Annotated in this window: 25 protein-coding genes; 10 read left to right on the top strand and 15 right to left on the bottom strand. The window is 72.7% G+C overall.

Annotation, left to right across the window (positions count from 1 at the left end):
- Window positions 1–174 precede the first annotated feature (174 nt).
- Window positions 175–2,526 carry a hypothetical protein gene (locus tag ABD481_RS37565; protein ID WP_344670632.1) on the top strand — a complete coding sequence of 784 codons (2,352 nt, stop codon included), beginning with the start codon at window positions 175–177 and terminating at the stop codon, window positions 2,524–2,526.
- Here ABD481_RS37565 and mutM read toward each other — a convergent pair.
- The 9 genes from mutM to ABD481_RS37520 form a co-directional block, all read right to left on the bottom strand.
- On the bottom strand, window positions 2,474–3,355 hold the full coding sequence (gene mutM / locus ABD481_RS37560; RefSeq protein WP_344670631.1) for a bifunctional DNA-formamidopyrimidine glycosylase/DNA-(apurinic or apyrimidinic site) lyase: 882 nt from the start codon (window positions 3,353–3,355) through the stop codon (window positions 2,474–2,476). The genes ABD481_RS37565 and mutM overlap by 53 nt on opposite strands.
- A 138-nt stretch (window positions 3,356–3,493) precedes the next feature.
- Window positions 3,494–4,255: a ribonuclease III gene (gene rnc, locus ABD481_RS37555; protein ID WP_344670664.1), complete on the bottom strand. Its 762-nt coding sequence runs from the start codon at window positions 4,253–4,255 to the stop codon at window positions 3,494–3,496.
- Between the two features lie 83 nt (window positions 4,256–4,338).
- On the bottom strand, window positions 4,339–4,512 hold the full coding sequence (gene rpmF / locus ABD481_RS37550) for a 50S ribosomal protein L32 (protein WP_344670630.1): 174 nt from the start codon (window positions 4,510–4,512) through the stop codon (window positions 4,339–4,341).
- 3 nt (window positions 4,513–4,515) lie between these two features.
- Window positions 4,516–5,130, bottom strand: a complete 615-nt coding sequence (locus ABD481_RS37545) for a YceD family protein (RefSeq protein WP_344670629.1) — start codon at window positions 5,128–5,130, stop codon at window positions 4,516–4,518.
- 200 nt (window positions 5,131–5,330) lie between these two features.
- Entirely contained in the window at window positions 5,331–6,521 is a 1,191-nt protein-coding gene (locus ABD481_RS37540) for a F0F1 ATP synthase subunit B (RefSeq protein WP_344670628.1), read from the bottom strand.
- Window positions 6,522–6,616: 95 nt separating this feature from the next.
- Window positions 6,617–7,114 carry a pantetheine-phosphate adenylyltransferase gene (gene coaD / locus ABD481_RS37535; protein ID WP_344670663.1) on the bottom strand — a complete coding sequence of 166 codons (498 nt, stop codon included), beginning with the start codon at window positions 7,112–7,114 and terminating at the stop codon, window positions 6,617–6,619.
- Between the two features lie 17 nt (window positions 7,115–7,131).
- Window positions 7,132–7,749 carry a 16S rRNA (guanine(966)-N(2))-methyltransferase RsmD gene (gene rsmD, locus ABD481_RS37530; protein WP_344670627.1) on the bottom strand — a complete coding sequence of 206 codons (618 nt, stop codon included), beginning with the start codon at window positions 7,747–7,749 and terminating at the stop codon, window positions 7,132–7,134.
- A gap of 28 nt (window positions 7,750–7,777) precedes the next feature.
- Window positions 7,778–10,000: an ATP-dependent DNA helicase RecG gene (recG, locus tag ABD481_RS37525; protein ID WP_344670626.1), complete on the bottom strand. Its 2,223-nt coding sequence runs from the start codon at window positions 9,998–10,000 to the stop codon at window positions 7,778–7,780.
- A gap of 18 nt (window positions 10,001–10,018) precedes the next feature.
- Window positions 10,019–11,947, bottom strand: coding sequence for a DAK2 domain-containing protein (locus tag ABD481_RS37520; protein ID WP_344670625.1), 1,929 nt, complete (start codon window positions 11,945–11,947; stop codon window positions 10,019–10,021).
- Between the two features lie 243 nt (window positions 11,948–12,190).
- Between ABD481_RS37520 and rpmB the strand changes: the two genes are divergently transcribed.
- The 5 genes from rpmB (at window position 12,191) to egtD (ending at window position 16,637) form a co-directional block, all read left to right on the top strand.
- Window positions 12,191–12,376, top strand: coding sequence for a 50S ribosomal protein L28 (gene rpmB / locus ABD481_RS37515; RefSeq protein ID WP_344670624.1), 186 nt, complete (start codon window positions 12,191–12,193; stop codon window positions 12,374–12,376).
- A 154-nt stretch (window positions 12,377–12,530) separates the two neighbouring features.
- Window positions 12,531–13,622 carry a glutamate-cysteine ligase family protein gene (locus ABD481_RS37510; protein WP_344670623.1) on the top strand — a complete coding sequence of 364 codons (1,092 nt, stop codon included), beginning with the start codon at window positions 12,531–12,533 and terminating at the stop codon, window positions 13,620–13,622.
- Entirely contained in the window at window positions 13,619–14,947 is a 1,329-nt protein-coding gene (gene egtB, locus ABD481_RS37505) for an ergothioneine biosynthesis protein EgtB (RefSeq protein ID WP_344670622.1), read from the top strand. The genes ABD481_RS37510 and egtB overlap by 4 nt, the downstream gene beginning before the upstream one ends.
- Window positions 14,947–15,666 (top strand): ergothioneine biosynthesis protein EgtC, encoded by a 720-nt coding sequence (egtC, locus tag ABD481_RS37500; RefSeq protein ID WP_344670621.1) that lies wholly within the window; start codon window positions 14,947–14,949, stop codon window positions 15,664–15,666. Before egtB ends, egtC begins: the two co-directional genes overlap by 1 nt.
- Window positions 15,666–16,637, top strand: coding sequence for an L-histidine N(alpha)-methyltransferase (egtD, locus tag ABD481_RS37495; protein WP_344670620.1), 972 nt, complete (start codon window positions 15,666–15,668; stop codon window positions 16,635–16,637). The genes egtC and egtD overlap by 1 nt, the downstream gene beginning before the upstream one ends.
- Window positions 16,638–16,848: 211 nt before the next feature.
- Here egtD and thiD read toward each other — a convergent pair whose 3' ends face one another.
- From thiD to ABD481_RS37480, 3 genes are all read right to left on the bottom strand, one after another.
- Window positions 16,849–17,661: a bifunctional hydroxymethylpyrimidine kinase/phosphomethylpyrimidine kinase gene (thiD, locus tag ABD481_RS37490; protein WP_344670619.1), complete on the bottom strand. Its 813-nt coding sequence runs from the start codon at window positions 17,659–17,661 to the stop codon at window positions 16,849–16,851.
- 76 nt (window positions 17,662–17,737) lie between these two features.
- The gene (locus ABD481_RS37485) at window positions 17,738–18,259 is read right to left on the bottom strand and encodes a GNAT family N-acetyltransferase (protein WP_344670618.1); all 522 of its coding nucleotides are present in this window, start codon (window positions 18,257–18,259) and stop codon (window positions 17,738–17,740) included.
- On the bottom strand, window positions 18,259–19,161 hold the full coding sequence (locus tag ABD481_RS37480; protein ID WP_344670617.1) for a LysR family transcriptional regulator: 903 nt from the start codon (window positions 19,159–19,161) through the stop codon (window positions 18,259–18,261). The genes ABD481_RS37485 and ABD481_RS37480 overlap by 1 nt, the downstream gene beginning before the upstream one ends.
- Window positions 19,162–19,297: 136 nt before the next feature.
- Here ABD481_RS37480 and ABD481_RS37475 point away from each other — a divergent pair, with 136 nt between their 5' ends.
- Window positions 19,298–19,585 (top strand): YciI family protein, encoded by a 288-nt coding sequence (locus ABD481_RS37475; RefSeq protein WP_425559386.1) that lies wholly within the window; start codon window positions 19,298–19,300, stop codon window positions 19,583–19,585.
- Between the two features lie 48 nt (window positions 19,586–19,633).
- Here ABD481_RS37475 and ABD481_RS37470 read toward each other — a convergent pair whose 3' ends face one another.
- Window positions 19,634–19,921, bottom strand: a complete 288-nt coding sequence (locus ABD481_RS37470) for a Dabb family protein (RefSeq protein ID WP_344670616.1) — start codon at window positions 19,919–19,921, stop codon at window positions 19,634–19,636.
- 107 nt (window positions 19,922–20,028) lie between these two features.
- Between ABD481_RS37470 and ABD481_RS37465 the strand changes: the two genes are divergently transcribed.
- Window positions 20,029–21,510, top strand: coding sequence for an MFS transporter (locus tag ABD481_RS37465; protein WP_344670615.1), 1,482 nt, complete (start codon window positions 20,029–20,031; stop codon window positions 21,508–21,510).
- Between the two features lie 65 nt (window positions 21,511–21,575).
- Here the strand turns inward: ABD481_RS37465 and ABD481_RS37460 are convergent, their stop codons facing one another.
- On the bottom strand, window positions 21,576–22,538 hold the full coding sequence (locus tag ABD481_RS37460; protein WP_344670614.1) for a thiamine-phosphate kinase: 963 nt from the start codon (window positions 22,536–22,538) through the stop codon (window positions 21,576–21,578).
- A gap of 131 nt (window positions 22,539–22,669) precedes the next feature.
- Here ABD481_RS37460 and ABD481_RS37455 point away from each other — a divergent pair, with 131 nt between their 5' ends.
- Together ABD481_RS37455 and ABD481_RS37450 are read left to right on the top strand one after the other, a co-directional pair.
- On the top strand, window positions 22,670–22,906 hold the full coding sequence (locus ABD481_RS37455) for an Lrp/AsnC ligand binding domain-containing protein (protein WP_344670613.1): 237 nt from the start codon (window positions 22,670–22,672) through the stop codon (window positions 22,904–22,906).
- A gap of 78 nt (window positions 22,907–22,984) precedes the next feature.
- A complete protein-coding gene (locus tag ABD481_RS37450) occupies window positions 22,985–23,521 on the top strand; it encodes a DUF3515 family protein (protein WP_344670612.1) in 537 nt (178 codons plus the stop codon).
- A gap of 18 nt (window positions 23,522–23,539) precedes the next feature.
- On the opposite strand, the gene ABD481_RS37445 is transcribed toward ABD481_RS37450, so the two are convergent.
- Entirely contained in the window at window positions 23,540–24,712 is a 1,173-nt protein-coding gene (locus tag ABD481_RS37445) for a D-alanine--D-alanine ligase family protein (protein ID WP_344670611.1), read from the bottom strand.
- Between the last annotated feature and the right edge of the window lie 148 nt (window positions 24,713–24,860).

The following is a 24,860-nucleotide window of genomic DNA, read 5'->3' as shown; positions in this document are numbered from 1 at the left end:
CCGGCGGGTGCGAACACCCGCGCATCACCGTAAGCAGTGAACCTGCGGGCCGTTCGGCGCAGCAGACGGTGCCGCGGGGTCCGGCCGCTCGTTGCACAGGGGCGGTGTCCGTGCCCTGGCAAGCCCGGGCGCAGCGCGTCAGCCGTCCCCGCACCACTCCTGAGGAGTCCCGCGTTGAGCGTCCCGCCACCGGTCCTGCGGCCCCCGGCCCCCCGCCGTCCGACGGTTGCCGGCCCGCCCGGCGGGGGCGTCCCCGGCGTCGGCACCAGGGGCGGCCCCCGCCTCCGCCCCCGGACCGACTTCGGGACCGCCGCGCTGGTCGCGGCGATAGTGGCGGTGCTGGCCCAGATGCCGTTGCTGACCAACCGCTCCTTCTATCTGTGGGACGACAGCGCGGCGGAGTTCCTGCCGGTCTGGCACCGGATCGGCGCGAATCTGCTGGCCGGGCACTGGAATCCGCTGGTCCCGGACATGTGGAACGGTGGGAACTTCGCGGCCGAGGCGCTGTTCGGGATCTGGAACCCGGTGGTACTGCTGGACGCGGTGTTCACGGCCGGGTCCGGGAACCTGCTGCTGGCCGCGATCGTGATCAAGACCCAGTTCCTGGTGCTGCTGGCGGTGGGCGTTTACGCGGTCTGCCGGGAGTACCGGGCGAACCGGGCTGCGGCGGCGGTCGTCGCGATCGCGCTGCCGTTCTCCGGGTTCACGCTGTACTTCGACGCCGCCTCGTGGATCGCCGGGCTGATGGGCTTCGCGTGGACCACGCACTTCTGGTGGTCCGCGCGGCGGCACCTGCGGGGCCGGCTGAATCCGGTGGTGCCGATCGGGTTCGGGCTGATGATCGTGACGACCGGCAACCCGTACGGGCTGCTGGGCATGGTGGTGGTCGCGGCCGCGCTGGGTGCCGAGGCCGTGCTGGCACGCGACCGCCGGGGGCTGCTGCGGCTGGGCTCGGTGACCGCGGTGGCGGCGTCGGTCTGCGCGCTGGTGTTCCTGCCCTTGGTGCTCAGCGCCTCGGTGACGACCCGATCGCCGGGGTCGGGGATCAAGAACACCGGATTCCTGGTGCCGGGGGTCGGAGACCTGCTGAATCTGAGCGCTCCGGCGTATCTGCCGCACGCGGTGTCGTGGCACCTGTCGTTCTGGACCGTGCCGGCGACCTATCTGGCCTGGTTCGTCGCGCCGCTGGTGCCCTGGCTCGACTGGCGGCGGCTGGTGCACGACTCCCGGGCCAGGATCGGGGTCGCCCTGGTCGTGATCGTCTACACCGCCGCCACGGTGGGGCCGTCGCAGATCTGGCTTTTCCGATGGCCGTTGCGATTGATCGAGTATGTGTATCTAGGCCTCAGTATCGCGATCGCGGTGGCGCTCAGCGCGGCTCCGCGACTCGACCAGGCACGACGGCGGGCGGCGGCCACCGGCGTGATCATCGCTGTGGGCGGCTACCTGTCGTGGTCTGCGCAGCCCGCGCGGGCGTTGACGGTCGTCGCGGCGACCGCGCTGGTGGGTGTGCTGTCGTGGGTGATGGTGCGGCGGCTTCGTGCCGGACAGCCGTTGTCGGGCCTGCTGATCATGGGAACGGTGCTGGTGTTGGGCTTCCAGGCGTTGGCGTTCCCGGCCAACCGCAACGTGACCGACTGGCATCCGCAGCACAACGTGACCTCCATGCGCGAGCACTTCGACGGCGTCTATCAGGGCAACACCTTGATGATCGGCGACCCGATGAGCGAAGCCCAGCGGCTGGGACAGCGGCCCGTATGGCACTCGCTGCCCGGCGGAAGCCTGTTGCAGGTCGCGGGTGTGGTGAGCCTGAACAACTACACCGGCATCTCGTACCGGACCTACATGCGGCACCTGTGCATGTCGTACTACGGCGGCACGTGCCAAGGGCTCTACTCCCGGCTGTGGCGGCCGGATTCGGACTCCTCGACGCAGTTGGCCGACCTGCTGCGGCTCCGGACCGTGGTGCTCCAGTCCACGCAGCACGTGCAAGATCTGCTGGACCCGCCGCTGCTGCCGGACCAGCCGCGCGCCGCGCCGTTGGCCCTGCCCGCCGGCTGGACCACGCGGCTGGTCGACGACCACACCCTGGTGCTGAGCCGGGAGCAGCCACTGCCGTGGCCGGACGGACGGGTGTCGTACTCCGCACCCGGGGTCCGGGTGAAGGCCGACCAGGTCGGCGCCGACGGCGTCGGGGAGACCGTGCGCTACACCGGCGAAGGCGGTGAGCTGCGGATCGCGGCGCTGTTATGGCCGGGATGGCGGGCCACCGTCGACGGACGGCCGGTGGCGTTGCAGGGGACGGACGTCGGGATCATCAAGGTTCTGCTGCCGCCGGCGAAGGCGGGCGGCAGCGTGCTGCGACTGGACTTCCGGCCGCCCGGGTACCGGGTCGGGGAAGGCTTGGCCCTGCTGGGATTCCTGGGTGCCCTGGTGACGGTTCTGCTGTGGTACCGGAGTCAGCGGTCCTCGCTCACCGTGCCGGCCGCTGGCACTTCGGGCAGAAGAAGCTCGACCGGTTCATGAACGACTCGCGCTTGATCGGGGTGCCGCAGCGGTCGCAGGACTCGCCTTCGCGGCCGTAGGCGTGCAGGGAGCGGGAGAAGTAGCCGCTGTCGCCGTTGACGTCCACATAGAGGCTGTCGAAGGAAGTGCCGCCGACAGCGAGCGCGGCCGTCATCACGTCGCGCGCCGCGCCGAGGACCCGATCGGTGTCGGGACGGCGCATCTTCGAGGTCGGCCGGTCGTAGTGCAGGCGCGCGGCCCAGAGCGCCTCGTCGGCGTAGATGTTGCCGATGCCGCTGACCCGGGTCTGGTCCAGCAGCGCGCGCTTGAGACCGGTGTCGCGGCGCCGGAGTTCGGCGTGGAAATATTCGACGTCGAACTCGGGGTCGAGCGCGTCGCGCGCGATGTGGGCCACGGAGGAGGGGACGACGATGCCGTGCCGGTCCTTCTCCAGCGGCTCGACGGCCATGCCGCCGAAGGTGCGCTGGTCGACGAAGCGGAGCTCGGGGCCGCCGTCGGTGAAGGTGAAGCGGATGCGCAGGTGCTTCTCGTCGGGGGTGCCGGCGGGCTGGACGAGGAGCTGGCCGCTCATGCCGAGGTGGCCGGTGACGGCCTCGGACTCCGGCTCGTCCGCGCCGGCCTGCTCGCCCAGCGGCATCCAGAGGAACTTGCCCCGGCGCTCGGCGCTGAGCAGGGTGAGGCCGACGACGCGGGCGCCGAAATCCTCGGGGCCGTCGGTGTGGCGGCGGATCGCCCGCGGGTGCAGGACCTCGGCGGTGGCGATGGTGCGGCCGACCGCCCAGCGCTCCAGACCGCGGCGGACGACTTCGACTTCGGGGAGTTCCGGCACGGGGCGAACGTATCAAACGGGTCCGACACAAGGAGCCGGGATCGTGACGACGGCTCGGGAACTCCGGTCACGGCTCCGTACATACGTCAGCGGCGGCGCCACGAGTGGCGCCGCCGCTGCGAGACGGAATCGCGAACGCTACGAAGCCTGCGCGTCCGGTTCGATGTCGTAAGGCCCGTGGGTCAGCTTCCGGTCGCCCGCCGCGCCCGGCAGCACGCCCTTGGCGGCCAGCGCCTCGGCGTGGGTCTCGCGGATGGTGCGCCACGCCTCCTCGGCGGCCTGCTGCTCGGCTTCCTTCTTCGAGCGGCCGGAGCCGTGGCCGTAGGTCACGCCCGAGACGCAGGCGTCGGCCTCGAAGAACTTGTCGTGGTCCGGACCGGTCTCGGTGACCCGGTAGTCCGGGACGCCGATGCCCGCCACGGCCGTCAGCTCCTGGAGCGAGGTCTTCCAGTCCAGGCCGGCGCCGAGCGTCGCGCTGGTCGCGATGAGCGGCCCGAACAGCCGCTTGACCAGATCGAAGGCCACCTCGATGCCGTGGTCGAGGTAGACCGAGCCGATCAGCGCCTCCAGCGTGTCGGCGAGGATGGAGGCCTTGTCCCGGCCGCCGGTGGTCTCCTCGCCGCGGCCGAGCTTCACGAAGTCGCCCAGGTTCAGGCCGCGGGCCACCTCGGCCAGGGCCTTAGAGTTCACCACCGCCGAACGCAGCTTGGCGAGCTGGCCCTCGGGCAGCTCGCTGTGCGTGTTGTAGAGGGTGTCGGTCACCACCAGGCCGAGCACCGAGTCCCCGAGGAACTCCAGGCGCTCGTTGGTGGGCAGCCCGCCGTTCTCGTACGCGTACGAACGGTGGGTCAGGGCACGATCGATCAGCCGGGCGTCCACGGGCAGCCCGAGACGGACGATGAGCTCCTCCGGCGGCGCGGTCGCTCCCGTTCCGCCCTTCCCGGACTTGTTGGACGCCACAGCTGGTCTACTCGCGTCCCGGCTCAGACCTCGACGACCTGGCGGCGGTCATAGGTGCCGCAGTTCTCGCACAGGTGGTGCGGGACCTTGGTCTGGCCGCAGTTGTCGCACGCCACCAGGGTCAGCGGCGCGGCCTTCCACTGGGCGCGGCGGGAACGGGTGCGGCTGCGGGACTTCTTACGCTTCGGAACGGCCACGGTCTACTCCTGGTTTCGGGCGGGCGGGGCGACCGGCGCCGTACCGCTGTTGCTTGCTTCTGCGTCTTTCAGGTCTGCCAGGGCCGCCCACCGGGGGTCGACGGCCTCGTGCGAGTGTTCCGGGTCCTCGTTCAGGGGCGCCCCGCACTCGGAGCACAGTCCCAGACAATCGTCCCGGCACAGCGGTGCGGCCGGCAGTGCGAGCACCACCGCGTCGTGGACGACCGGCTCCAGATCGAGCAGGTCGTTGACGAGGAACACCGCGTCCTCGTCCCCTCCCGGGTCTTCACCCGGGAAGAAGTACAGGTCCTGGAACTCCGCCTCGACCTCCAGGTCGAGCGGCTCCAGGCAGCGGACGCACTCCCCGGCCACGGCGGCACGCGCGGTGCCGGTCGCCAGGACCCCCTCGACCACGGCTTCGAGCCGGGCCTGCAGGTCCACGTCCGAGCCCGCCGGAACGTAGGCGACGCCGTCCTTCTCCCCGGTGTGCTCCGGGGCCGGGACGGTCTCCTCGATCGTCCGCATCGATCCCGGGCGCCGCGCGAAGTCGTGGGTGTCGACCACATACGGCGAGCGGGGATCGGGCTGCGCCGCGGTTCTCGGCGTCGTGCCAGGCATGTTCCCTCTATCGTCGTGTGATGGAAACCCAAGTCGAAGGGCGTGCGTCAGCCGTTCGGCGGTCAGGCAGACATCCACGATAGCCGAGCGTCCGGGCGCGGTCCAAACCCGATCGTCAGTACGTGACCTCCGCCTCGCCCCCGGCCCCGGTCCGCGGGGCCCGGCGGCCGCCGCCGGCGCCGGGCCGGGAGCGTTCGGCGTCACCGCTGGTACGGGTCGTCCCGGAACTGGCGGACGTCGATCATCCCGGTGTCGAAGAACCCGGTGGCCTCCGGCTGGGCCGGCTGCTGGCCCGGGTGGGCCTGGTGCGAGGGATGCTGCGCCTGCTGCGCGTACGGGTCCTCCTGCTGGTAGGAGGGGTACTCGCCGGTGTGGTACTCGGGCTGACCGTACTGCTGCTGGCCGTAGGGCTGCACCGGGTAGGGGACCGCGGCCGGGTCGGCGTAGTTGTAGCCGTTCGGGTCCTCGTAGCCGTAGCCGACCGCGACCGGCGCCGGCTGCTGGTACTCCTGCGGGGGGTAGTCCTGGGAGAAGTCCGGCCGCTGGAAGACGCCGCTCATGTCGGCCTGCGCGAACTCGTGGGACAGCTCCGGCTCCGGCAGCCCGTACTGGCCGGGGTTGTAGGCGTCCTCCGGCTGCGCGTAGGCGGCCTGCTGGTAGGCCGGGACCTCCTGGTAGCCGGAGACCTCCTGGTAGACCACGGCGTCCTGGTAGGAGGGCGCCTCCTGGAAGGAGGGCTGGGCCTGGTAGCCGTTCGGCTGCTGCTCGTAGCCCTCGTCGGCGTACGCGGCGTACTCGCCGGTGTGGTACTCGACGCGGGCGGCCGGCTCGCGCTGGTAGGAGCCGCTGGGGACGTGGTCGTCGCGCTCGTCGTACTCGTACTCGGGCCGGGTCGCGGCCTCGGCCGCGTCCTGCTCGGCCACGTGCTCGCCCAGCTCGGACATCGGGTCCCGGCCGATCATCTTGGCCCGGCCCCGGCCCACCGCCTGCAGCGTCTTGGTGAGCACCACCTCGAAGTTGGCGAGCTTGTCGTCGACGTAGTTGTCGGCCTCCTCGCGGATGCGCTGGGCCTCCTCCAGGGCGGCGCCGCGAATCCGCTCGGCCTCGCGGCCCATCTCGGTCCCGGACAGCATGCTGCCCCGCTCGCGCCGGGCCGCCTCGATGTGCTCGGCGGCGTCCCGGCGGGCCTGGGCTATCACCTCTTCGCGCTCGGCGACCAGGCGCCGGGACTCGGCGAGCTCCTCGGCCAGCCCCTCGGCCAGCTCGTGCAGTATCTCCATCACCTCGGCGCGGTTGATCACGCACGAGGCGGACATGGGGACGGCCTTGGCGTTCTCGACGATCTGCACCAGGTCCCCGACCATCTGCTCCAGGCGGTCGCTTGTGGCCACTTCTCACACGCTCCTTCGGCGGCGCGGAACCGCCCCGTCTGTCGGCATCCGATCGGACTTTGCTCGCGGCCCGTGCGCGGGCTTCAGCGCAAAGGCTACGCGGACTTGGCCTTGCGTTCAGCCAGTCGGTCGGTGAGGGCCGAAAGCACCAGGTCGGGGACCAGTCCGGAAACGTCCCCGCCGAGCGCCGCGACCTCTTTGAGCAACGAGGAGGACAGGTAGCTGTACAGCGGGTTGGAAGCGACGAACAAGGTCTCGATGCCGGAGAGCCGGTGGTTCATGTGCGACATCTGGAGTTCGTACTCGTAGTCGCTGACCGCGCGCAGGCCCTTCATGATGGCGCGGATCCCGTGCCGGGCGCAGAAGTCGACCAGCAGGCCCTCGAACGGCTCGGCGCGCACGTTGCCGTAGTCCGCGCTGGCCCGGCGCACCAGATCGATCCGCTCGTCGATGGTGAACAGGCCCCCGGCCTTGCCGGCGTTGACGCCCACCGCCACGATCACCTCGTCGAACAGGTGCGAGGCGCGCCCGATGATGTCCAGATGGCCGTTGGTGACGGGGTCGAAGGACCCGGGACAGACGACGCGGCGGATGACGGGCTCGGCCATGTTCACTCCGGCTGTTCGAGGGGTCCGGTGGGGGGCGCGCCAGGAACGTACCAGACCGCGAAGTTCATGCGGGCCTCGCCGTAATCCTTGCTCCGCGTCGGCTCATACCCCCGCGGCCAGGGGAAATCCCGGTCCCGGGAGGAGCGTTCGAGCACCACGACGGCGTCCGGCGCCAGCCAGCCGCCCTCGGCCAGGGCTGTGAGGATGGTCACCACCGTCGCGTCGGGCACCGCGTACGGAGGGTCCAGCAGCACCAGGTCGAACGGCGCCTCCGCGGGCACCGGCCCGGCCGCGGCCCGCTCGGCCCGGTCGGCGGCCACGCGCGCGCCGGGCAGCCCGACGGTGGCGATGTTCCTGGCGATCAGCTGGGCCACCCGCCGGTCGGACTCGACCAGCAGCACCGCCCCGGCCCCGCGCGACAGCGCCTCCAGCCCGAGCGCCCCGGAGCCGGCGAACAGGTCCAGCACGGCGACCCCGGACAGCCCGGACGGCCCGCCGAACTCGGCCGCGAGCGCCGAGAACAGGCCCTCCCGGGCCCGGTCGCCGGTGGGACGGGTGCCGTCACCGGGCGGAACGGCCAGGCGGCGGCCGCGGGCCTGGCCGGCGATGATGCGGGTCATGGGGTACCGGTGGCTTTCGGGGCGGGGGCTACGTCTTCCCCAAGTATTCCGCGCGCTCGGTGTCCAGCAGTCCCGCGACGGCGGCGGCCAGCCCCGGATTCGCGGTGAGCTCCGGGTCGGCCGCGACCAGCGGAGTGGCCTCCTCGCGGGCGGCGCGGATCACCTCCTCGTCGTCGATCACGCTGAGCAGGCGCAACGAGGAGCGGTAGCCGGACTGGGAGGCGCCGAGGACGTCGCCCTCCTTGCGGATGCTGAGGTCTATCTTCGACAGCTCGAAGCCGTCGAGGGTGGAGGCGACGGCGGCCAGGCGGTCGCGGGCCGGGCTGCCCTCCGGGGACTCGGTGACCAGCAGGCACAGGCCGGCCCACTGGCCCCGGCCGACGCGGCCGCGCAGCTGGTGCAGCTGCGAGACGCCGAACCGGTCGGCGTCCATCACCACGATCACCGTGGAGTTCGGGACGTTGACGCCGACCTCGATGACCGTGGTGGCGACCAGGACGTCGAGCTCGTGCGCGGCGTAGGCGCGCATCACCGCGTCCTTGTCGTCCGGGGCCAGGCGGCCGTGCAGCACGCCGACCCGCAGGCCGTTGAGCGGGCCCTCGGCCAGGCGGGCCGCGACGTCGACCACGGCCAGCGGCGGGCGGTGCTGGCCGGGCTCGGACAGCAGCTCGGAGCCGTCCTCGGAGATCTCGCCGGCCTCGCCGATGCGCGGGCAGACCACGTAGGCCTGGTGCCCGGCGGCCACTTCCTCGCGGATCCGCTCCCAGACCCGGGTGAAGTGCCCGGGGTGCTCGTGCGCGGCCACGACGTGCGTGGCGATCGGCGAGCGCCCGGCCGGGAGCTCGGACAGGATCGAGGTCTCCAGGTCGCCGAAGACGGTCATGGCGACGGTGCGCGGGATCGGGGTCGCGGTCATCACCAGCACGTGCGGCGGGTCCTCGCCCTTGGCCCGCAGCGCGTCGCGCTGTTCGACGCCGAACCGGTGCTGCTCGTCGATGACCACCAGGCCCAGGTCGGCGAACTGCACGTGGTCCTGGATCACGGCGTGCGTGCCGACCACGATGCCGGCCGCGCCGGAGGCGGCGTCCAGCAGGTTCACGCGGCGTTCCTTCGCGTTCTGCGACCCGGTGAGCAGCGCGACCTTGACCTGCTTGCGGTCCGGGTCGGCCGGGCCGCCGGCGAGCTCGGAGAACAGGTCCGGAGGCACGTCGGCGGCCGGGCCGAGCATCTGCACGATCGAGCGGTGGTGCTGCTGGGCCAGCACCTCGGTCGGGGCCAGCAGCACGGCCTGCCCGCCGGCGTCGGCGACCGCGAGCATGGCCCGCAGCGCGACCATCGTCTTGCCGGAGCCCACGTCGCCCTGGAGCAGGCGGTGCATGGGGTGCACGGAGGCCAGGTCGGCCTCGATCTCCGCGCCGACCGCGCGCTGGCCGCCGGTGAGCTGGAACGGCAGCGCGGCGTCGAAGGCGTCGAGCAGGCCGCCGGGCACCCGCGCGCGGGGCCGGGCCGGCAGCGCCTTGAGCGCCTCCCGGCGCTGGGCCAGCACCACCTGCAGGGGCAGCGCCTCGTCCCACTTCAGGCGCTTGCGGGCGACCGCGATCTCCGGCCAGTCGTCGGGGCGGTGGATCCGGCGCAGCGCCTCGGTCAGCGGCAGCAGCCCCTGGCGGGCCCGGACCGGCCGGGGCAGCGGGTCGTCCTCGGGGTCGGCGTCGAGCTGGTCCATCACCATCCGGACGCAGCGGGCGATCTTCCACGACGGCAGGCCGCCGGAGGCCGGGTAGAGCGGGATCAGCTCGCCGGCCCAGTTGTCGATGTCGGTGTCGCCGGCCTCGTCGGAGTCGGCGTCCAGCTTGGCGAACTCCGGGTTCGTCATCTGGATCCGGCCGTGGTACTCGCCGACCTTGCCGGCGAACATGCCGAGCATCCCGGGCTTGAGCACGTTGGCCCCGCGCGGGTTGAAGAAGGTGATCTCCACGGCGGTGTCGGCGGAGTCGCGCACCTCGATGGTCAGCATCTGGCCGCGCCGGGCCGCCATCGCGCGCCGGCTGACCTTGGTCACCTGGGCCACGATCGTGGCCTCGGTGCCGGGCTCCAGCTCCGACAGCTCGGTGAGCTGGCCGCGTTTGACGTACTTGCGCGGGTAGTGCCGCAGCAGGTCGTTGACCGTCTCCAGGCCCAGCGCGGTGCGCAGCACCTTGGCGGTGCGGTCGCCGACCGCCTTGGTCAGGGGCCCGTCCAGGCGGATTCCCATGGGGCGGACACCTCCGGTCTACTCGACGCCGATCAGCAGCGGGTAGCCGGTCCGCCCGCCTTCGTACACCACCACGTCCAGCACCGGGTGCCGCTCCCGGAGCCGGTCGTGGACCGCCTCGGACATCCCCGGCTCCGCGCCCTCGCCGACCACCAGCGTCACCATCTCACCACCGGCCGACAGCATCCGCTCCAGCACCGCGGTCGCCGCCGCGACCTGGTCGTCCTCGATCAGCGCCACGTCGTTCTCGACATGCCCCAGCACCTGGCCGGGCCGGCACACCCCGGCCATCGTCCAGGCCTCGGTGGCGGCCGTCTCGATGGCGCCGTAGCGGGTCGCGGTGGCGGCCGCGGTCATGGCCACCACGTCGGCGTCGAAGCGCCGGGCCGGTTCGTGCACGGCCAGCGCCGCTATCGCCTGCACGGTGACCTTGGCCGGGACCGCGGCCACCCGGATCGGCGGCTGCCCGCCGGCCGAGAGGCGTTCGGCGACCGCGGCGGCCAGCACCGCGCTCTCGGCGCCGTTGGGCAGCAGCACCACCTCGGCGGCCCGGGTGGCGATCACCGCGCGTTCGAAGTCGGCGGCGCTGGGCGGCCGCTCGACGGTGGCGTGCAGCACGTGGGCGCCGGACTCCTCGAACAGCGCCGCGATGCCCTCGCCGTAGGCGACGGCGACCACGGCCCGGGTCCGCCGCACCGGCGCCCCGGTGCCGATCACCGCCACCGGCACCTCGGCGTGCGGCGCGGTCTGCGAGGGCAGGTGGGTGACCTTGATGTCGCGCGGGCGGCCGGCGGCCAGCCCGGCCTCAATGGCGTAGCCGGCGTCGTCGACGTGCACATGGACCCGCCACAGGCCCTCGCCGCCGACCACCACCAGGCTGTCGCCGCCGCCGCGCTCGCAGAACTCGTCCAGGTCCCGCCGCAGCCCGACCACCGCCGCGTCGGTGGCCTCCAGCAGGAAGATGACCTCGTACTCGGGCTCGGCCCGGGACTCCGGCGCGGGCGCCGGCGGGCGGATCCCGCCGACCGCCAGCCGCCGGGCCCGGAACGCCCCGCGCGGGTCGACGCCGCCGGTGTAGGCGGCCAGCGTCTCCAGGATCACCACCAGGCCCAGGCCGCCGGCGTCGACCACGCCGGCCCGCCGCAGCACGTCGAGCTGCTCGGGGGTGCGGCCCAGGGCCTCGCGGGCGCCGGCCGCCGCGGCCTGGGCCACGTAGGCGAGGGAGTCGTTGGCGGTGAGGGGGGCCGGTTCGCGGCGGGCGGCGGTGTCGGCGGAGGGCGGCGGTGTTGTCGATGGTGCCGATGATGCGGATGAAGCCGGTGCGGCGGGTGGTGTCAGTGCGGCCGGTGCGGCCGGTGCGCCGGCGAGGCCCGTGCCGCCGGCCACCGGGGCCACCGAGGCCACCGCCGCCGCCGAGACCGCGGCCCGCCCCTCGGCCAGCTCCCCGATCGCCACCGTCGCCGCTGAAGCGGCCTCGGCCGCGGCGGCCGCCACCGACAGGATGGTCCCGGCCGCCGGCCGCGCCACCGCGTCGTACGCCGACTCGGCCGCCGCCGCCAGTCCGGCGGCCAGCGCCGCCCCGTCGACCGCGGAGCCGGTGTAGCGGGCGTTGGCGGCGCCGCGCAGCAGCTGGCTGAGGATCACGCCGGAATTGCCGCGGGCCCCCAGCAGCGCCCCGTGGGCCAGCGCCTGGAGCGCCTCCGGCACCGAGGGCGCCCGGCCGGGCGCGGCCAGGCGGTCGTCCAGGGCCCGGCAGGCCGCCTCGAACGTGAGATACATGTTGGTGCCGGTGTCGCTGTCCGCGATCGGGAAGACGTTGAGGGCGTCGATCTCCTCGCGGTGCCGGCCCAGCACCGCCAGCGCCGCCCCGGCCCAGCGGCGCAGGGCGCCGGCGTCGACGGGGGCCGCGGCCGGACTCGGCGGCGGCTCGGGGGCGGAGGGGGGCATGGCGGCCAGGGTACCGCTGCCGCGCGCGGGGAACCGTGCACCCGCGCGCGACCGGCGCCGAAAGCCCCCGGCCCGCGGATTGGCGTCACAGGCCGCGCGTCGGTTACTCTGACCAGGTTGCCAGGACGGGTTGTGCCCCCTGGCCGTGGAACCTGCCCGCCGACGACGGCGGGAGATCAATGAGCACGCAGCCGCAGGAAGCACCCACCGGCAGCGTCAACGACTCGGTAGAGGTGAATCGAAGTGGCTGCCAACTGCGACGTGTGCGGCAAGGGGCCGGGCTTCGGCCACAACATCTCGCACTCGCACCGCCGTACCAAGCGGCGCTGGAACCCGAACATCCAGACCGTGCGCGCGACGGTGAACGGGACCCCGAAGCGTGTCAACGCCTGCACCTCCTGCATCAAGGCGGGCAAGGTCGCGCGCTAGACGCCCCCTGCCGGGTGTCATCGCGCCCGACAACCTGTGACATCCTCGAACCGCAGGTCAGCCGGTAAACGGCCGACCTGCGGTTCGTCGTGTTCAGGGAACCGTAAGCCCCGGGACCGCGACCGTGTCAGTACCGCGTGTCACGATGGAGTGCATGACCCACATCACCGTGGACGATGCCGTCGAGTACATCTCGGGCATCTGTTTCAAGACCGGCCCGCCCAGCCGGGTCGGCGTGGAGCTGGAGTGGTTCCCCCGGGACGCCCGCCGGCCGGGGCGCCTCCCGGAGCGGGACCGGCTGCTGCGGGCCTTCACGGAGGCGGCGGCCCTGCCGCTGTCCGGGGCCCTGACGATGGAACCCGGCGGCCAGTGGGAGCTGAGCTCCTCGCCCGCCGTCTCGGTCCGTGATCTGATCGCCGCCACGGACCGGGATCTCGCCCTTCTCCGGCGATCGGCCGCGGAGGCGGGCCTGGAGCTCGTCGGCATCGGCCGCGAGCCCGGCCACCCGCCCCGACGGGTCCTGGACGACCCCCGCTACGTGGCGATGGAGCGGTTCTTCGACCGCGACAACGGCTCCGGCCGGGTGATGATGTGCTCCACCGCCTCGATCCAGGTGAACGTGGACGCCGGCACCGAGCACGACGGCCCGGTCGGCTACCGCCCCCGCTGGCGCCTGGCCCACCAGCTGTCCCCGGTCCTGACCTGGCTGTTCTGCCGCTCCGGCCGGCCCGCCGTCTGGGCCGCCCTGGATCCGGGCCGCACCGCGGCCCCGCCCCTGGACACCCCCGACCCGCGCGCGGCGTACGCGCACTACGCGCTGGACGCCAAGCTGCTGTGCGTCCGGCGCCCGGACGGCGCCGACTGGACCGCGCCGCCGGGCCTGACCTTCCGCGACTGGATCACCGGCGGCGCCCTGGACCCGGGCGAGCCCCGGGCCCCGACGCTGGACGACCTCGCCTACCACCTGACCACCCTGTTCCCGCCGGTGCGGCCACGCGGACACCTGGAGCTCCGGGTGCTCGACGCCCTGCCCGGCGACCTGTGGCGCGTGCCGACGGCCCTCGTCACCGCCCTGTTCCACGACGCCCGGGCCTTCGACGACACCCGGGCCGCCCTCGAACTGACCCCGATCCGCAAGGCCGCCACCGCCTGCTTCGACGCCGCCCTCTCCGCCCTGCGGCGGATGGACGCACCGGAGTCGCTGACGGCGGAAGTGGCGCGCTACGCCGAGGAGGACCTGCCATGACCGTGCCCGTGGACGACCCGACCGCCGGAGACCTCGCCGCGCACATAGCCGGCGCCCTGGAGCGGGCCCGCGCCCGCACCCGGGGCCTGACCGGCGCGGTCGACGACGCCGACCTGGTCCGCCAGCACTCCCCGCTGATGTCGCCCCTGGTCTGGGACCTGGCGCACATCGGCAACCAGGAGGAGCTGTGGATCCTGCGCAACCTGGGCGGCCGGGAGCCGATGCACCCGGAGATCGACCCGCTGTACGACGCCTTCGAGCATCCCCGCGCCGAGCGGCCGACGCTGCCGCTGCTGCCGCCCGACGAGGCCCGCCGCTACCTGCACGAGGTGCGCGGCCGGGTGCTGGACCTGCTGGAGCAGCCGCGCTGGGGCGACGCCGAGCTCAGCCGCGGCGGTTTCGCCTTCGGCATGATCGCGCAGCACGAGCAGCAGCACGACGAGACCATGCTGATCACCCACCAGCTCCGGACCGGCGAGCCCGCGCTGCGCCGCCCGGCCCCGCCCGCGCCCCCGGCGGACGCGCTGTCGCTGCCCCCGGAGGTGTTCGTCCCCGGCGGACCGTTCACCATGGGCACCTCGACCGAGGCGTGGGCGCTGGACAACGAACGCCCGGCGCACCAGCTGGACCTCCCCGGCTTCTGGCTGGACACCACCCCGGTGACCAACGCCGCCTATCAGGAGTTCCTCGCCGACGGCGGCTACGACAACCCCCGCTGGTGGTCCGCCCCGGGCTGGGAGCACCGGCAGAACGCCGGCCTCACGGCGCCGCTCTACTGGTCGCAGGACGGCGGCCAGTGGCTCCGCCGACGCTTCGGCGTCACCGAGCCGGTCGTCCCCGCCGAACCCGTTGTGCACGTCTCCTACTACGAGGCCGAGGCCTACGCGGCCTGGAAGGGACGCCGTCTGCCCACCGAAGCCGAATGGGAGAAGGCGGCACGCCACGATCCGGCCACCGAGCGGTCCCGCCGCTACCCCTGGGGCGACGAGGATCCACTGCCCCACCACGCCAACCTCGGACAGGCGCACCTCCAGCCCGCACCGGCCGGCTCCTACCCGGCCGGCGCCGCACCCTCCGGTGCGCGCCAACTGATCGGCGACGTCTGGGAGTGGGTCTGCTCGGACTTCCTGCCCTATCCGGGATTCAAGGCCTGGCCGTACCGCGAGTACTCGGAGGTCTTCTTCGGTCCGGACTACAAGGTGCTGCGCGGCGGCTCCTTCGCGGTGGACCCGGTGGCCTGCCGCGGCACGTTCCGGAACTGGGACTATCCGATCCGCCGCCAGATCTTCTCCGGCTTCCGGACGGCCCGGAACGGAGAGCTCTGATGTGCCGGCACCTGGCCTATCTCGGCCCGCCGAAATCCTTGCGCGAGCTGCTGATCGACCCGCCGCACGCGCTGTTCCGGCAGAGCTGGGAACCGCGGCGCCAGGCCCACGGCGTGGTGAACGCCGACGGCTTCGGCGTCGGCTGGTTCGCCGCCGGCGACCCGGAGCCGGCCCGCTACCGGCAGGCCGGCCCGATCTGGGCCGACCCCTCGTTCCCCGACGTCGCGCGGGTGACCCGGAGCGGCGCCGTGCTGGCCGCCGTCCGCGACGCCACGGTCGGCGCCGCGACCGGGACCGAGGCGGCCGCCCCGTACCGCGCCGAGGGCTGGCTGTTCAGCCACAACGGCGCCGTCGCGGGCTATCCGCACTCCGTGGCGAAGCTGGCCGAGACCGTGCCGGCGGCGGATCTGCTGGCCCTGGAGGCGCGGACCGACGCGGCCTTCGTCTGGACCCTGATCCACACCCGGTTCCGGGACGGCGCTCCGATGGCGGAGGCCGTCGCCACGGCCATCGCCGATATCACGGCTCTTACCGAAGCCCGGCTGAACCTGCTGCTGACCGATGGAAAGGAGATCGTGGCCTCGGTCGCCGGCGACTCGCTGAGCGTCCTGGTCCACCCCGAGTCCGTCACCGTCGCCTCGGAACCGCACGACGACTCCCCCGACTGGCACGACGTCCCGGCGGGCGTGCACACCTGGAACCCGGAAGGAACCATCTGATGTCCGGTATCGAGATCGATCGGCGCCTCCCGGAGGACTTCTTCACCGCCGCGCTGCGCGACGACGTCCTCAAAGGCCTGACAGCCGACCCCAAATGGCTGCCCCCCAAGTGGTTCTACGACGCCCGCGGCAGCGACCTCTTCGAGGAGATCACCCGGCTGCCCGAGTACTACCCGACGCGCGCCGAGCGCGAGATCCTCACCGCGCGGGCATCCGAGATCGCCGCCCTGACCCGCGCCGAGACCCTGGCCGAGCTGGGCTCGGGCTCGTCCGCCAAGACGACGCTGCTGCTCGACGCGCTGCAAGCCGTCGGAACGCTGCGCCGCTACGACCCGATCGACGTCAGCGAGGCGGCGCTGCTGTCCTCCGGGGCCCAGCTCCAGAAGCGCTATCCGGACCTGACCGTGCACGCGGTCGTGACCGACTTCGAGGAGCGCCTGGCCATCCCGGAGTCGGCCGGGCCCCGCGTCGTGGCCTTCCTCGGCGGCACCATCGGCAACCTCCTGCCCGAGGAGCGCTCGGTGTTCCTGGCCCGGGTCCGCGCCAACCTCAGGCCCGGCGAGTGGCTGCTGCTCGGGACCGACCTGGTGAAGGACCCCGCCACGCTCGTCGCCGCCTACGACGACGCCGCGGGCGTGACTGCGGAGTTCAACAAGAACGTCCTGCGGGTCGTCGACCGCGAGCTGGCGGCCGATTTCGACCCCGACGACTTCGCCCACGTCGCCCTGTGGGACAGCGAGGCGGAGTGGATCGAGATGCGGCTGCGCGCCCGCCGGGCGCTCGACGTCCGCCTGAAGGAGCTGGACCTGACGGTCTCGTTCGAGGAGGGCGAGGAACTGCGCACCGAGATCTCCGCGAAGTTCCGCCGGGAGGGCGTCGAATCAGAGCTCGCAGCCGCCGGGTTCGCGCTGCGGGAATGGTGGACGGATTCGGAGGGGAGGTTCGGCCTGTCGCTGGCCGAAGCCGTCTGACTCTGACGGACTCGGGTGTGAGACCCGGATGTGAGACTCGGATGTGAGACCCGAGGCTGAGGTCCGGGGGACGAGTAGGCAGTGCTCGTTCCCCGGACTCGGCTCGAATCTAGATCTTGTCGCTTGCGCGCGGCTTGCGGCTCGCGGCTTGCGGACTGCGGACTGCGGACTGCGGACTGCGGACTGCGGACTGAATAGCAGCCGAGGTTCGCTACCGCCAGCGCCAGCCGTGGTCCACCGGCCCGATCCCCGCTCCCAGTGGGAAACCGGCCGCGATCCCTCCGGTGACGTATTCCTTCGCCGCTCGCACCGCCGACGGGACGTCGTCCCCGAGCGCGAGCCGCGACGCGATCGCGCTGGCAAGCGTGCAGCCGGTGCCGTGCGTGTGGCGATTGTCGTGTCGGGGCGCGCGGAGCCACTCGGAGGTGCCGTCGCTCCCGACCAGCAGGTCCACCGATTCCGGTTCCGCTGCCAGGTGCCCGCCCTTGACCAGCACCCATCGCGGCCCCAGGACCAGCAGTGCCTCCGCCGCGGAGGCCATCTCGTCTTCGCCACGGACGTCGAGGCCGGTGATCAGCCGGACTTCGTCGAGGTTCGGAGTGACGACCGTGGCCCGCGGCAACAACTCGTCACGCAGCGCGTCCAGCGCCTCGGGCGCCAGCAGCGGATCCCCGTGCTTCGAGACGCTGACCGGGTCCACGACCACCGGAATCCGCGGATCCAGCGTGCCGATCAGCCGCGCCACCGCCGAGGTGAGCTCCGGCGACGCCAGCATCCCGGTCTTCACCGCGTCGACCCCGATGTCGTCGACCACCGACCGGAACTGCTGCTCCACCGCCTCGATCGGGAGCGGCCAGAAGTTCTGGACGCCCACCGAGTTCTGCGCGGTGATCGCCGTCAGCGCCGACATCCCGTGGACGCCGAGCGCCAGCATCGTCTTCAGATCGGCCTGGATCCCGGCGCCGCCGCCGGAGTCGCTGCCGGCGATGGTCAGGACGCGGGGCGGAGCCGTGGGTGCGGACATGACGATCAGCATACGAGCCGCGCCGCTCGCACCCGGAACCCGCGGTGGTCAGGCCCGCCCGACCCGCCTCCGCACCTCAGCCGCGGAAGTCGATCATGTAGAAGACCTTGTCGTACCGCCGCTCCCCCACCGCCACGAAGTCCGGCAGCCGGCCGTACTCCCGGAACCCCAGCGTGCGATACAGATGCAGCGCGTGCTCGTTGTCCCCGCGGGCGTCCAGCGTCAGCACCTCGATGCCGGCCGCGCGTGCGCTGTCGACCAGCGCGACGGTCAATTGCCGCCCGATGCCCAACCCCTGCGCCTCGAACGCGACCGCCACCTTCTCCAGATCCGCGTGCGGCCGATGCGTAGGCCGCGCATACCGCAGCCAGTACCCCAACCCGACCAGTCGCTCATCCGCATACGCCAGCTGCAACGCGCCGTCCCCGACCCGCGCGGCGGCACAGACCCGGTCCACCAACTCCGCGACTTCGCCGCGGGCGGGCGGCTCCACCCATCCCAGCGCGGCCCCGCGCCCGACGAGATCGGCCAGGATGCCGTGCACCGCGTCGATCGCGGCGTCGTCTATGGCCACGGCGTCGTGGACGGTCACCGCCATCACGTCATGGCCCAACTGGCCGGGCTGAACTTCTGCGTCAGCTCCACCAGCGAGCGCAAAGGCGCCTCCGCGGGTCCCAGTCCCTCGCGCCATCTGGCCTCGACCGTCAACCGCACCGGTCCCTCCTTCAGATCCAGCATCACCAGATCCCCCGAGCTCAGCTCCGACGCCACCGAGAACCTGGGCAACAGCGCGGCTCCGCGGCCGTTCACCGCCAGCCGGCGCAAGGCGTTCAACGACCCGGTGATCATGGCGATCTTCAACGACGGCCCGACATCCCGCCCGAACTCGTCGAAGCACTGCCGGTAGATGCAGCCGATCTCGGTCACCAGGAACTCCGACTGCTTCACGTCCGCCAAGGTCAGCGGATGCACGCCCGCCAAAGGATGGGTCGGCGCGGTCACCAGCACCACGCGGTCGTAGCCGACCACCGCGGACGGCCCGTCGTACTTCGGGCCGCTGTCGAGGGTGAACACCGCGTCCAGCCGGCCCTCGTTCAGCTCCTCCATCAGCCGCGTCCGGCTGCTGACGGTCACCGTGACGTCCGCCGTCTCCGGGCCGGCCGCACCGTGGTCGAAGGCCGTCAGCACTTCCGGCAGCCACTCGTCGGCGAGCGATTGCAGAGCCCCGATGCGCAGCAACGGACGCTGCCCGGTCACCGAGCGCCGCAGCTCGTTGTCCAGATCCAGCAGCCGCCGCGCATAGGGCAGCAGCCGCTGCCCCGCCTCGGTCGGCACGGTACCGATGCTGGTCCGGTTCAGCACCGGCACGCCGAGATCGCGCTCCAGCGTCCGCAACTGGTCGCTGACGCTCGACTGCGCGTAGCCGAGCAGTTCGGCCGCCGAGGAGATGCCGCCGGTCTCGACGACGGTGAGGAACGCGCGCAACTGCCGAGTATCCATACCGCCATCATGCCATCGGCTTCTCCGATAGGGAGGCCGCGCAGGATACGGTGCGGTGAGCGCCGCCGGCCGAGAGCCGGAGCCCGGGGCCGCCCAGTGCTGGAGACCTTCGCAGGTCTGGAACTTCCAAGGGGTCATGATGGCTCGCTTCGCCGTCGAATACGTCTACACCGCCGACACCGACAAGCGGGACGAGATCCGTCCCGCGCACCGCGCGTTCCTCAGCGGGCTCCAGGAGAAGGGACACCTGCTGGCCTCCGGGCCGTGGGCCAACGGCACCGGCGCGCTGCTGGTCTTCGAGTTCGAGGACGAGGACGCGCTCAAGACGGCGCTCGAGCACGACCCCTTCGCGGACGCCGACCTGATCAGCCGGGTGCGGATCAACGAGTGGACGCCGGTGCTGGGCTCGTGGGTGGCCGGCTGAGACCGGCCGGGCGGCGGGGCCGGTCGGCCCCGCCGCGCTCGTGCCGCTTCAGATCCGGAACAGGATCCGGTCGCGCTGGGCCCGGATCGGGTCCAGGAACTCCGACCGCACCCGGTGGTGGCCGGCGTCGTCGACCCAGGCCCGGTAGGCCTCCTCGTCGTCGAAGTCCGCGATGACGATGGCGTCCATCGCGTCGTCGGTCAGCCGGGCGTCGCGGTGGAACTCGAAGTGGCGCCGCCGCTCGAACGGCACCTGGGACAGGGCCGTGGCGAAGGCGTCGATCTGGGCCTCAGTGGCCTCGGGGACGAATTTCAGGAGCAGGATGCTTCGGATCACGCCTCGATCATGGCCTGAACTCGGCCGACTGTGCCATCGGAGCCTCCGATGACCCGATCGGAAAGGCGGCCTGTCGGCGACGGGACCCCGGGCGCCACTCTCGAAGCATGGCACTGACCCACGATCCCGCAGCCCCCGGCACCTCGGTCGCCGCGGCGACCGGGACTCGCACCGACCTCGGCACTGACCTCGGCACCGACCTCGGCAGTAACCCCCGCACGGAACCGCGCACCGACCTTCAGCCCGACCCCGCCACCGACCCCGCCACCGGATCCCGACGCCGCACCCGCGCCGCCTTCGCCGGCATCGTGGCGGGCAACTTCATGGTCCTGCTCGACGCCTCGATCCTCAACGTGGCCCTGCCGGACGTCCGCACCGACCTGCACGCCTCGGCCACCGCGCTGCCCTGGACCGTCGACGCCTACACCGTCGTCTTCGCCGGCCTGATGCTGGCGTCCGGCGCCGTCGCCGACCGCTGGGGCGCGCGCCGCGTCTACCAGGCCGCGCTCGCCCTGTTCGGCCTGATCTCCGTCCTGTGCTCCCTGTCCCCGAACGCCGGGGTCCTCATCGGCGGCCGCGCGCTGCTCGGCGCGGCGGCGGCCGGCATGGTCCCGGCCTCGCTGGCGCTGCTGGCCGGGCTGTATCCGGACATGAAGGACCGGGCGAAGGCCATCGGGGCCTGGGCCGGGCTGTCCTGCATCGGGCTGGCGGTCGGGCCGGTGCTCGGCGGGGCGCTGGTCGGGCTCGACGGCTGGCGCCTGGTGTTCCTGGTGAACCCGCCGATCGCGCTGGCGTCGTGGTTCCTGGCCCGGGGCCTGTCCGCGCAGCGCCCGGCGCAGCCGCGCCGGTTCGACCTGGCCGGGCTCACGCTGTTCACCGTCGGACTCAGCACCCTGACCTACGGGCTGGTCGACGCCGGCACCCGGGGCTGGTCCCGGCCCGAGCCGGCGATCGCGCTGGTGGCCGCGGTGCTGGCGTTCGCCGCGGTCGCGGTGGTCGAGCGGCGGGTCGCGGCGCCGGTGCTGCCGCCGGATCTGCTGCGCCTGGGCCGGATCCGCGCCAACCTGGTCGCGGCGGTCGCGGCGAACTACGTGTTCTACGGTCTGCTCTACACGCTCACGCTGTGGCTGGAGAACGTGCGGAACCTGAGCCCGATCGCCACCGGACTGGCGTTCCTGCCGCTGATGATCCCGATGTGCGTGCTGCCCTTCTACACCAGCCGCATGGCGCACCGGTTCGGCGCGCGGCCGATGATCCTGGTGGCGATGACCGCCATGATCGCGGTCGGCGGCGTGCTGTCCACCGTGGGCCCGCACACCTCGCTGGCCGTGGTGGTCGGCGCGCAGGCGCTGCTGGCGATCGGCGTCACGATGTCCATCCCGTCGATCACCGCGGACATGGCCGTGGCCACGCCGCAGCGGTTCGCCGCCACCGGCCAGGGCGCGCTGAACGCCGCCCGGCAGACCGGGTCGGCGCTCGGGGTCGCGGTCCTGGGCACGCTGTCCGGGGTGCAGTCGGCCGGGATCGCGCTGGCCGCCGGCGCGCTGGTGGCGCTGGTGCTGACCGCGCTGACGCGGCGGAGTGCGTGACCGGGTGCGGGACCGAGGGCGTGACCGGGTGCGTGAGCGGGTGCGCGACTGGCCCGGGGCGTCCGCTACTCCCGCGGTCCGAAGTGGCTGAACCCGCCGGGTCCGTCCCAGGGCTTGCCGTCCACGGTGACCCCGGGCGCTCCGGCCCCGATCTCCCCGACCACGCCGATCCGCCGCCAGCCGGCGGGAATCGGGGTGGCGGGACCGAAGGTGGCGACGAGCGCGTGGTCCTCGCCGCCGGTGAGGACCTGGTCCAGGCGCAGTCCCTCAGCCGTTGGGACTGACGCGCTCTCGATGTCGACCGCCACTTCGCTGGCGGCGGCGATGTGCTCCAGGTCGGCCAGCAGGCCGTCGCTGACGTCGAGCATCGCGGTCGCGCCGGCTCGCGCCGCCTCGGGGCCGGCGGCGTAGGGCGGACGGGGCCGGCGGTGGGCCAGCAGGAAATCCGCCATGGTGCCGCCGACAGACGCTTCGTCCCCGCCGCCGATCCCGGCGGCGAGCAGTTCCAAACCGGCCGCCGACCAGCCAAGACGGCCCGCGACGCACACCGCGTCCCCGGGCCGGGCGCCCGAGCGCAGCACCGGGGGGCGTCCTTCGAGGGTGCCGAACACGGTCACCGAGATGGTGATCAGCTCGCCGCGCACCATGTCGCCGCCGGCCACGACGGCGCCGAGCGGCGCGCACTCGGCGGCCACGCCCTCGGCGAACTCCTCGACCCAGGCCACCGGCAGGTCGCCGGGCAGCACCAGGGCCAGCAGCAGCGCGGTGGGGACGCCGCCCATCGCGGCGATGTCGGAGAAGTTCTGCGCCGCCGCCTTGTGGCCGACGTCGCGGGCGCTGGACCAGTCGCGCCGGAAGTGCCGGCCCTCCAGCAGCAGGTCGGTGCTGGTGACCAGGCGACCGTCGGGGATGGCGAGCACCGCCGCGTCGTCGCCGGAGGGCACCAGGGTGTCCGGGTCGGTCAGCGGCAGGCGGGCGAGCACGCGGGCGATCAGCCCGAACTCGCCGACGTCGTCGATGGTCTCCACGCCGGTACCGTAACGCGGATGGCCGGGCGGCAACTCGATCGGGTGAACCGGCACGGTCCGCCCAGCGGGCATGGACTCCCGGAATGTGGGAAGCGCAGGGTACGGTGGCGTTTCCGACAGTAGGAGGACACGTGGTTCAAGCGTACATCCTGGTCCAGACCGAGGTGGGGAAGGCGGCCGCCGTGGCGCAGGCGATCGCCGATCTGGAGGGCGTCACCACCGCCGAGGACGTGACCGGCCCCTACGACGTGATCGTCCGTGCCGAGGCCGAGACCATGGACGAGCTCGGCCGGCTGGTGATCGCCAAGATTCAGGTCATCGAAGGCATCACGCGCACGCTGACCTGCCCGATCGTGCACTTCAAGTGATGTGATAGACCGTATCCCGTGGGAGCGACCAGGGGTGCGGGGAACCAGACGACCAAGAGGTGGATACCGGCCGCGGCTGTGACGACAGCCGCGGTTTTGGCGTGTGTGGGCGCCGTGTGGGGGAACCACGTGGCCCACACCGGCGCGGTGGGCCTGGAGCTGCCCCGGACGTCCGACCCGGCGGTGCGGGCCGCCTGCGCGAACCTGATCGCGGCGCTGCCGCCGGAGCTCGAAGGCGACCACCGGCGTGGCGTGGTAGGAACCGATCGGGGCGTGAAGCAGCGGGCTGCGGCCTGGGGCTCCCCCACCACGACGCTGCGCTGCGGGGTGGCCGAACCGCCGGCGATCGTCGTGGGCGGCCGGGACTACACGCCGGTGAGCAACCGGTACGCGAACATGGGCGACGCCTCGTTCGTCAACTGGCTGATCCAGGAGAACGCGCACTCTGTCACGTTCACCACCACCGACCGCGCGGTCTACGTGGAGGTCACAGTGCCCTTCGACGACACCGCGCAGAAGCAGGCCGCCTCCAACGCGCTGGTCGATCTGGCGCCGATGATCGTCAAGGCGATCCCGAACAAGGACGGCGCGTTCGTCGACGATCCGGCCGAGTGAGGTGTGCCCGGTGGGGCGCTACCGCAGCCCGGTCGAGCGCCGCAGCGCCGAGTCGACCAGCCGCGCGATCAGCGCCGGGTAGGACAGCCCGGCGGCCTGCCACATCTGCGGGAACATCGAGGTCGGCGTGAAGCCGGGCATGGTGTTGATCTCGTTCACGATGAAGCGGCCCGGGCCGCCGTCGGCCGACTCCTGGTAGAAGAAGTCCACGCGGGCCAGGCCTTCGCAGCCCAGCGTCTCGAAGACGCCGACGGCCTGCTCGCGGATGTCCTCGATCTCCTCGGCGGTCAGCCGGGCCGGGATGTCCACCTCGGTGGTGCCGTCCAGGTACTTGGCCTCGAAGTCGTAGAAGGCGTGCGGCCCGGTGACGCGGAGTTCGGCCGGCAGCGAGGCGTCCGGCCGGTCCAGCGGGTCGACGCCCTCCAGCACGCCGCACTCGATCTCCCGGCCCGGGATCGCGGCCTCCACCAGGACCTTCGGGTCGTGGCGGCGGGCCACCTCGATCGCGGTGTCCAGGTCCGCGGGCGCGGCGACGCGGGTGATGCCCATCGAGGACCCGGCCCGGGCCGGCTTGACGAACACCGGGTATCCGAGTTCTTCGACGGCCAGGCGGACCGCGGCGCGGCCCTCCTCGGTGGCCCAGTCCCGGGGGCGGACGACCTCGTAGGGGCCGACCTCGAACCCGGCCTGGGCGAGCAGCCGCTTCATGAACTCCTTGTCCATGGAGACCGCCGAGGCCAGCACGCCGGAGCCGACGTAGGGGATGCCGGCCAGCTCCAGCAGGCCCTGCAGGGTGCCGTCCTCGCCGTAGGGGCCGTGCAGCAGCGGCAGCACCACGTCCACCTCGCCGAGCGACTTCGGCACCGAGCCGGGCTCGTGCACGGTCAGCTCGCGGGCGGTCGGGTCGCCGGCCATGGTGACCAGGCTGGCGCGCTCGGCCGAGGCCGGGCGGCCGATCTCCGGCAGCTCGCCGTCGGCGATGGCCAGCCGCGGGCCGGTGCCGTCAGGGGACTCGGCCAGCACCCAGCGGCCGTCCGCGGCGATGCCGATCGGCAGGATCTCGTAGCGGTCCGCCTCGGTCCCGTTGCGCAGCGCGTCGAGCACGGATCCGGCGGTGACGCAGGAGATGGCGTGCTCGCTGGAGCGCCCGCCGAAGATGACGGCCACCCGGATCCGCTTCTGATCGCTCATAGGAGAAGACCCTACCGAAGTCCGAGTAAGGTCCGAAGCATGAACTCCGGGGGCGGGGCGGGTCACGCGGCTCTGAACGGCCACGACGGTGGTGGGGTGGGGGCGTCGGAGGGCGGGGATGGCGGGCAGGACGGGGAAGGCGGCCGGG

The organism is Catenulispora yoronensis, from assembly GCF_039531695.1.
In the GTDB taxonomy this organism is placed as follows: Bacteria; Actinomycetota; Actinomycetes; order Streptomycetales; family Catenulisporaceae; genus Catenulispora; species Catenulispora yoronensis.
This window is presented reverse-complemented; position numbering and strand designations above follow the sequence as displayed.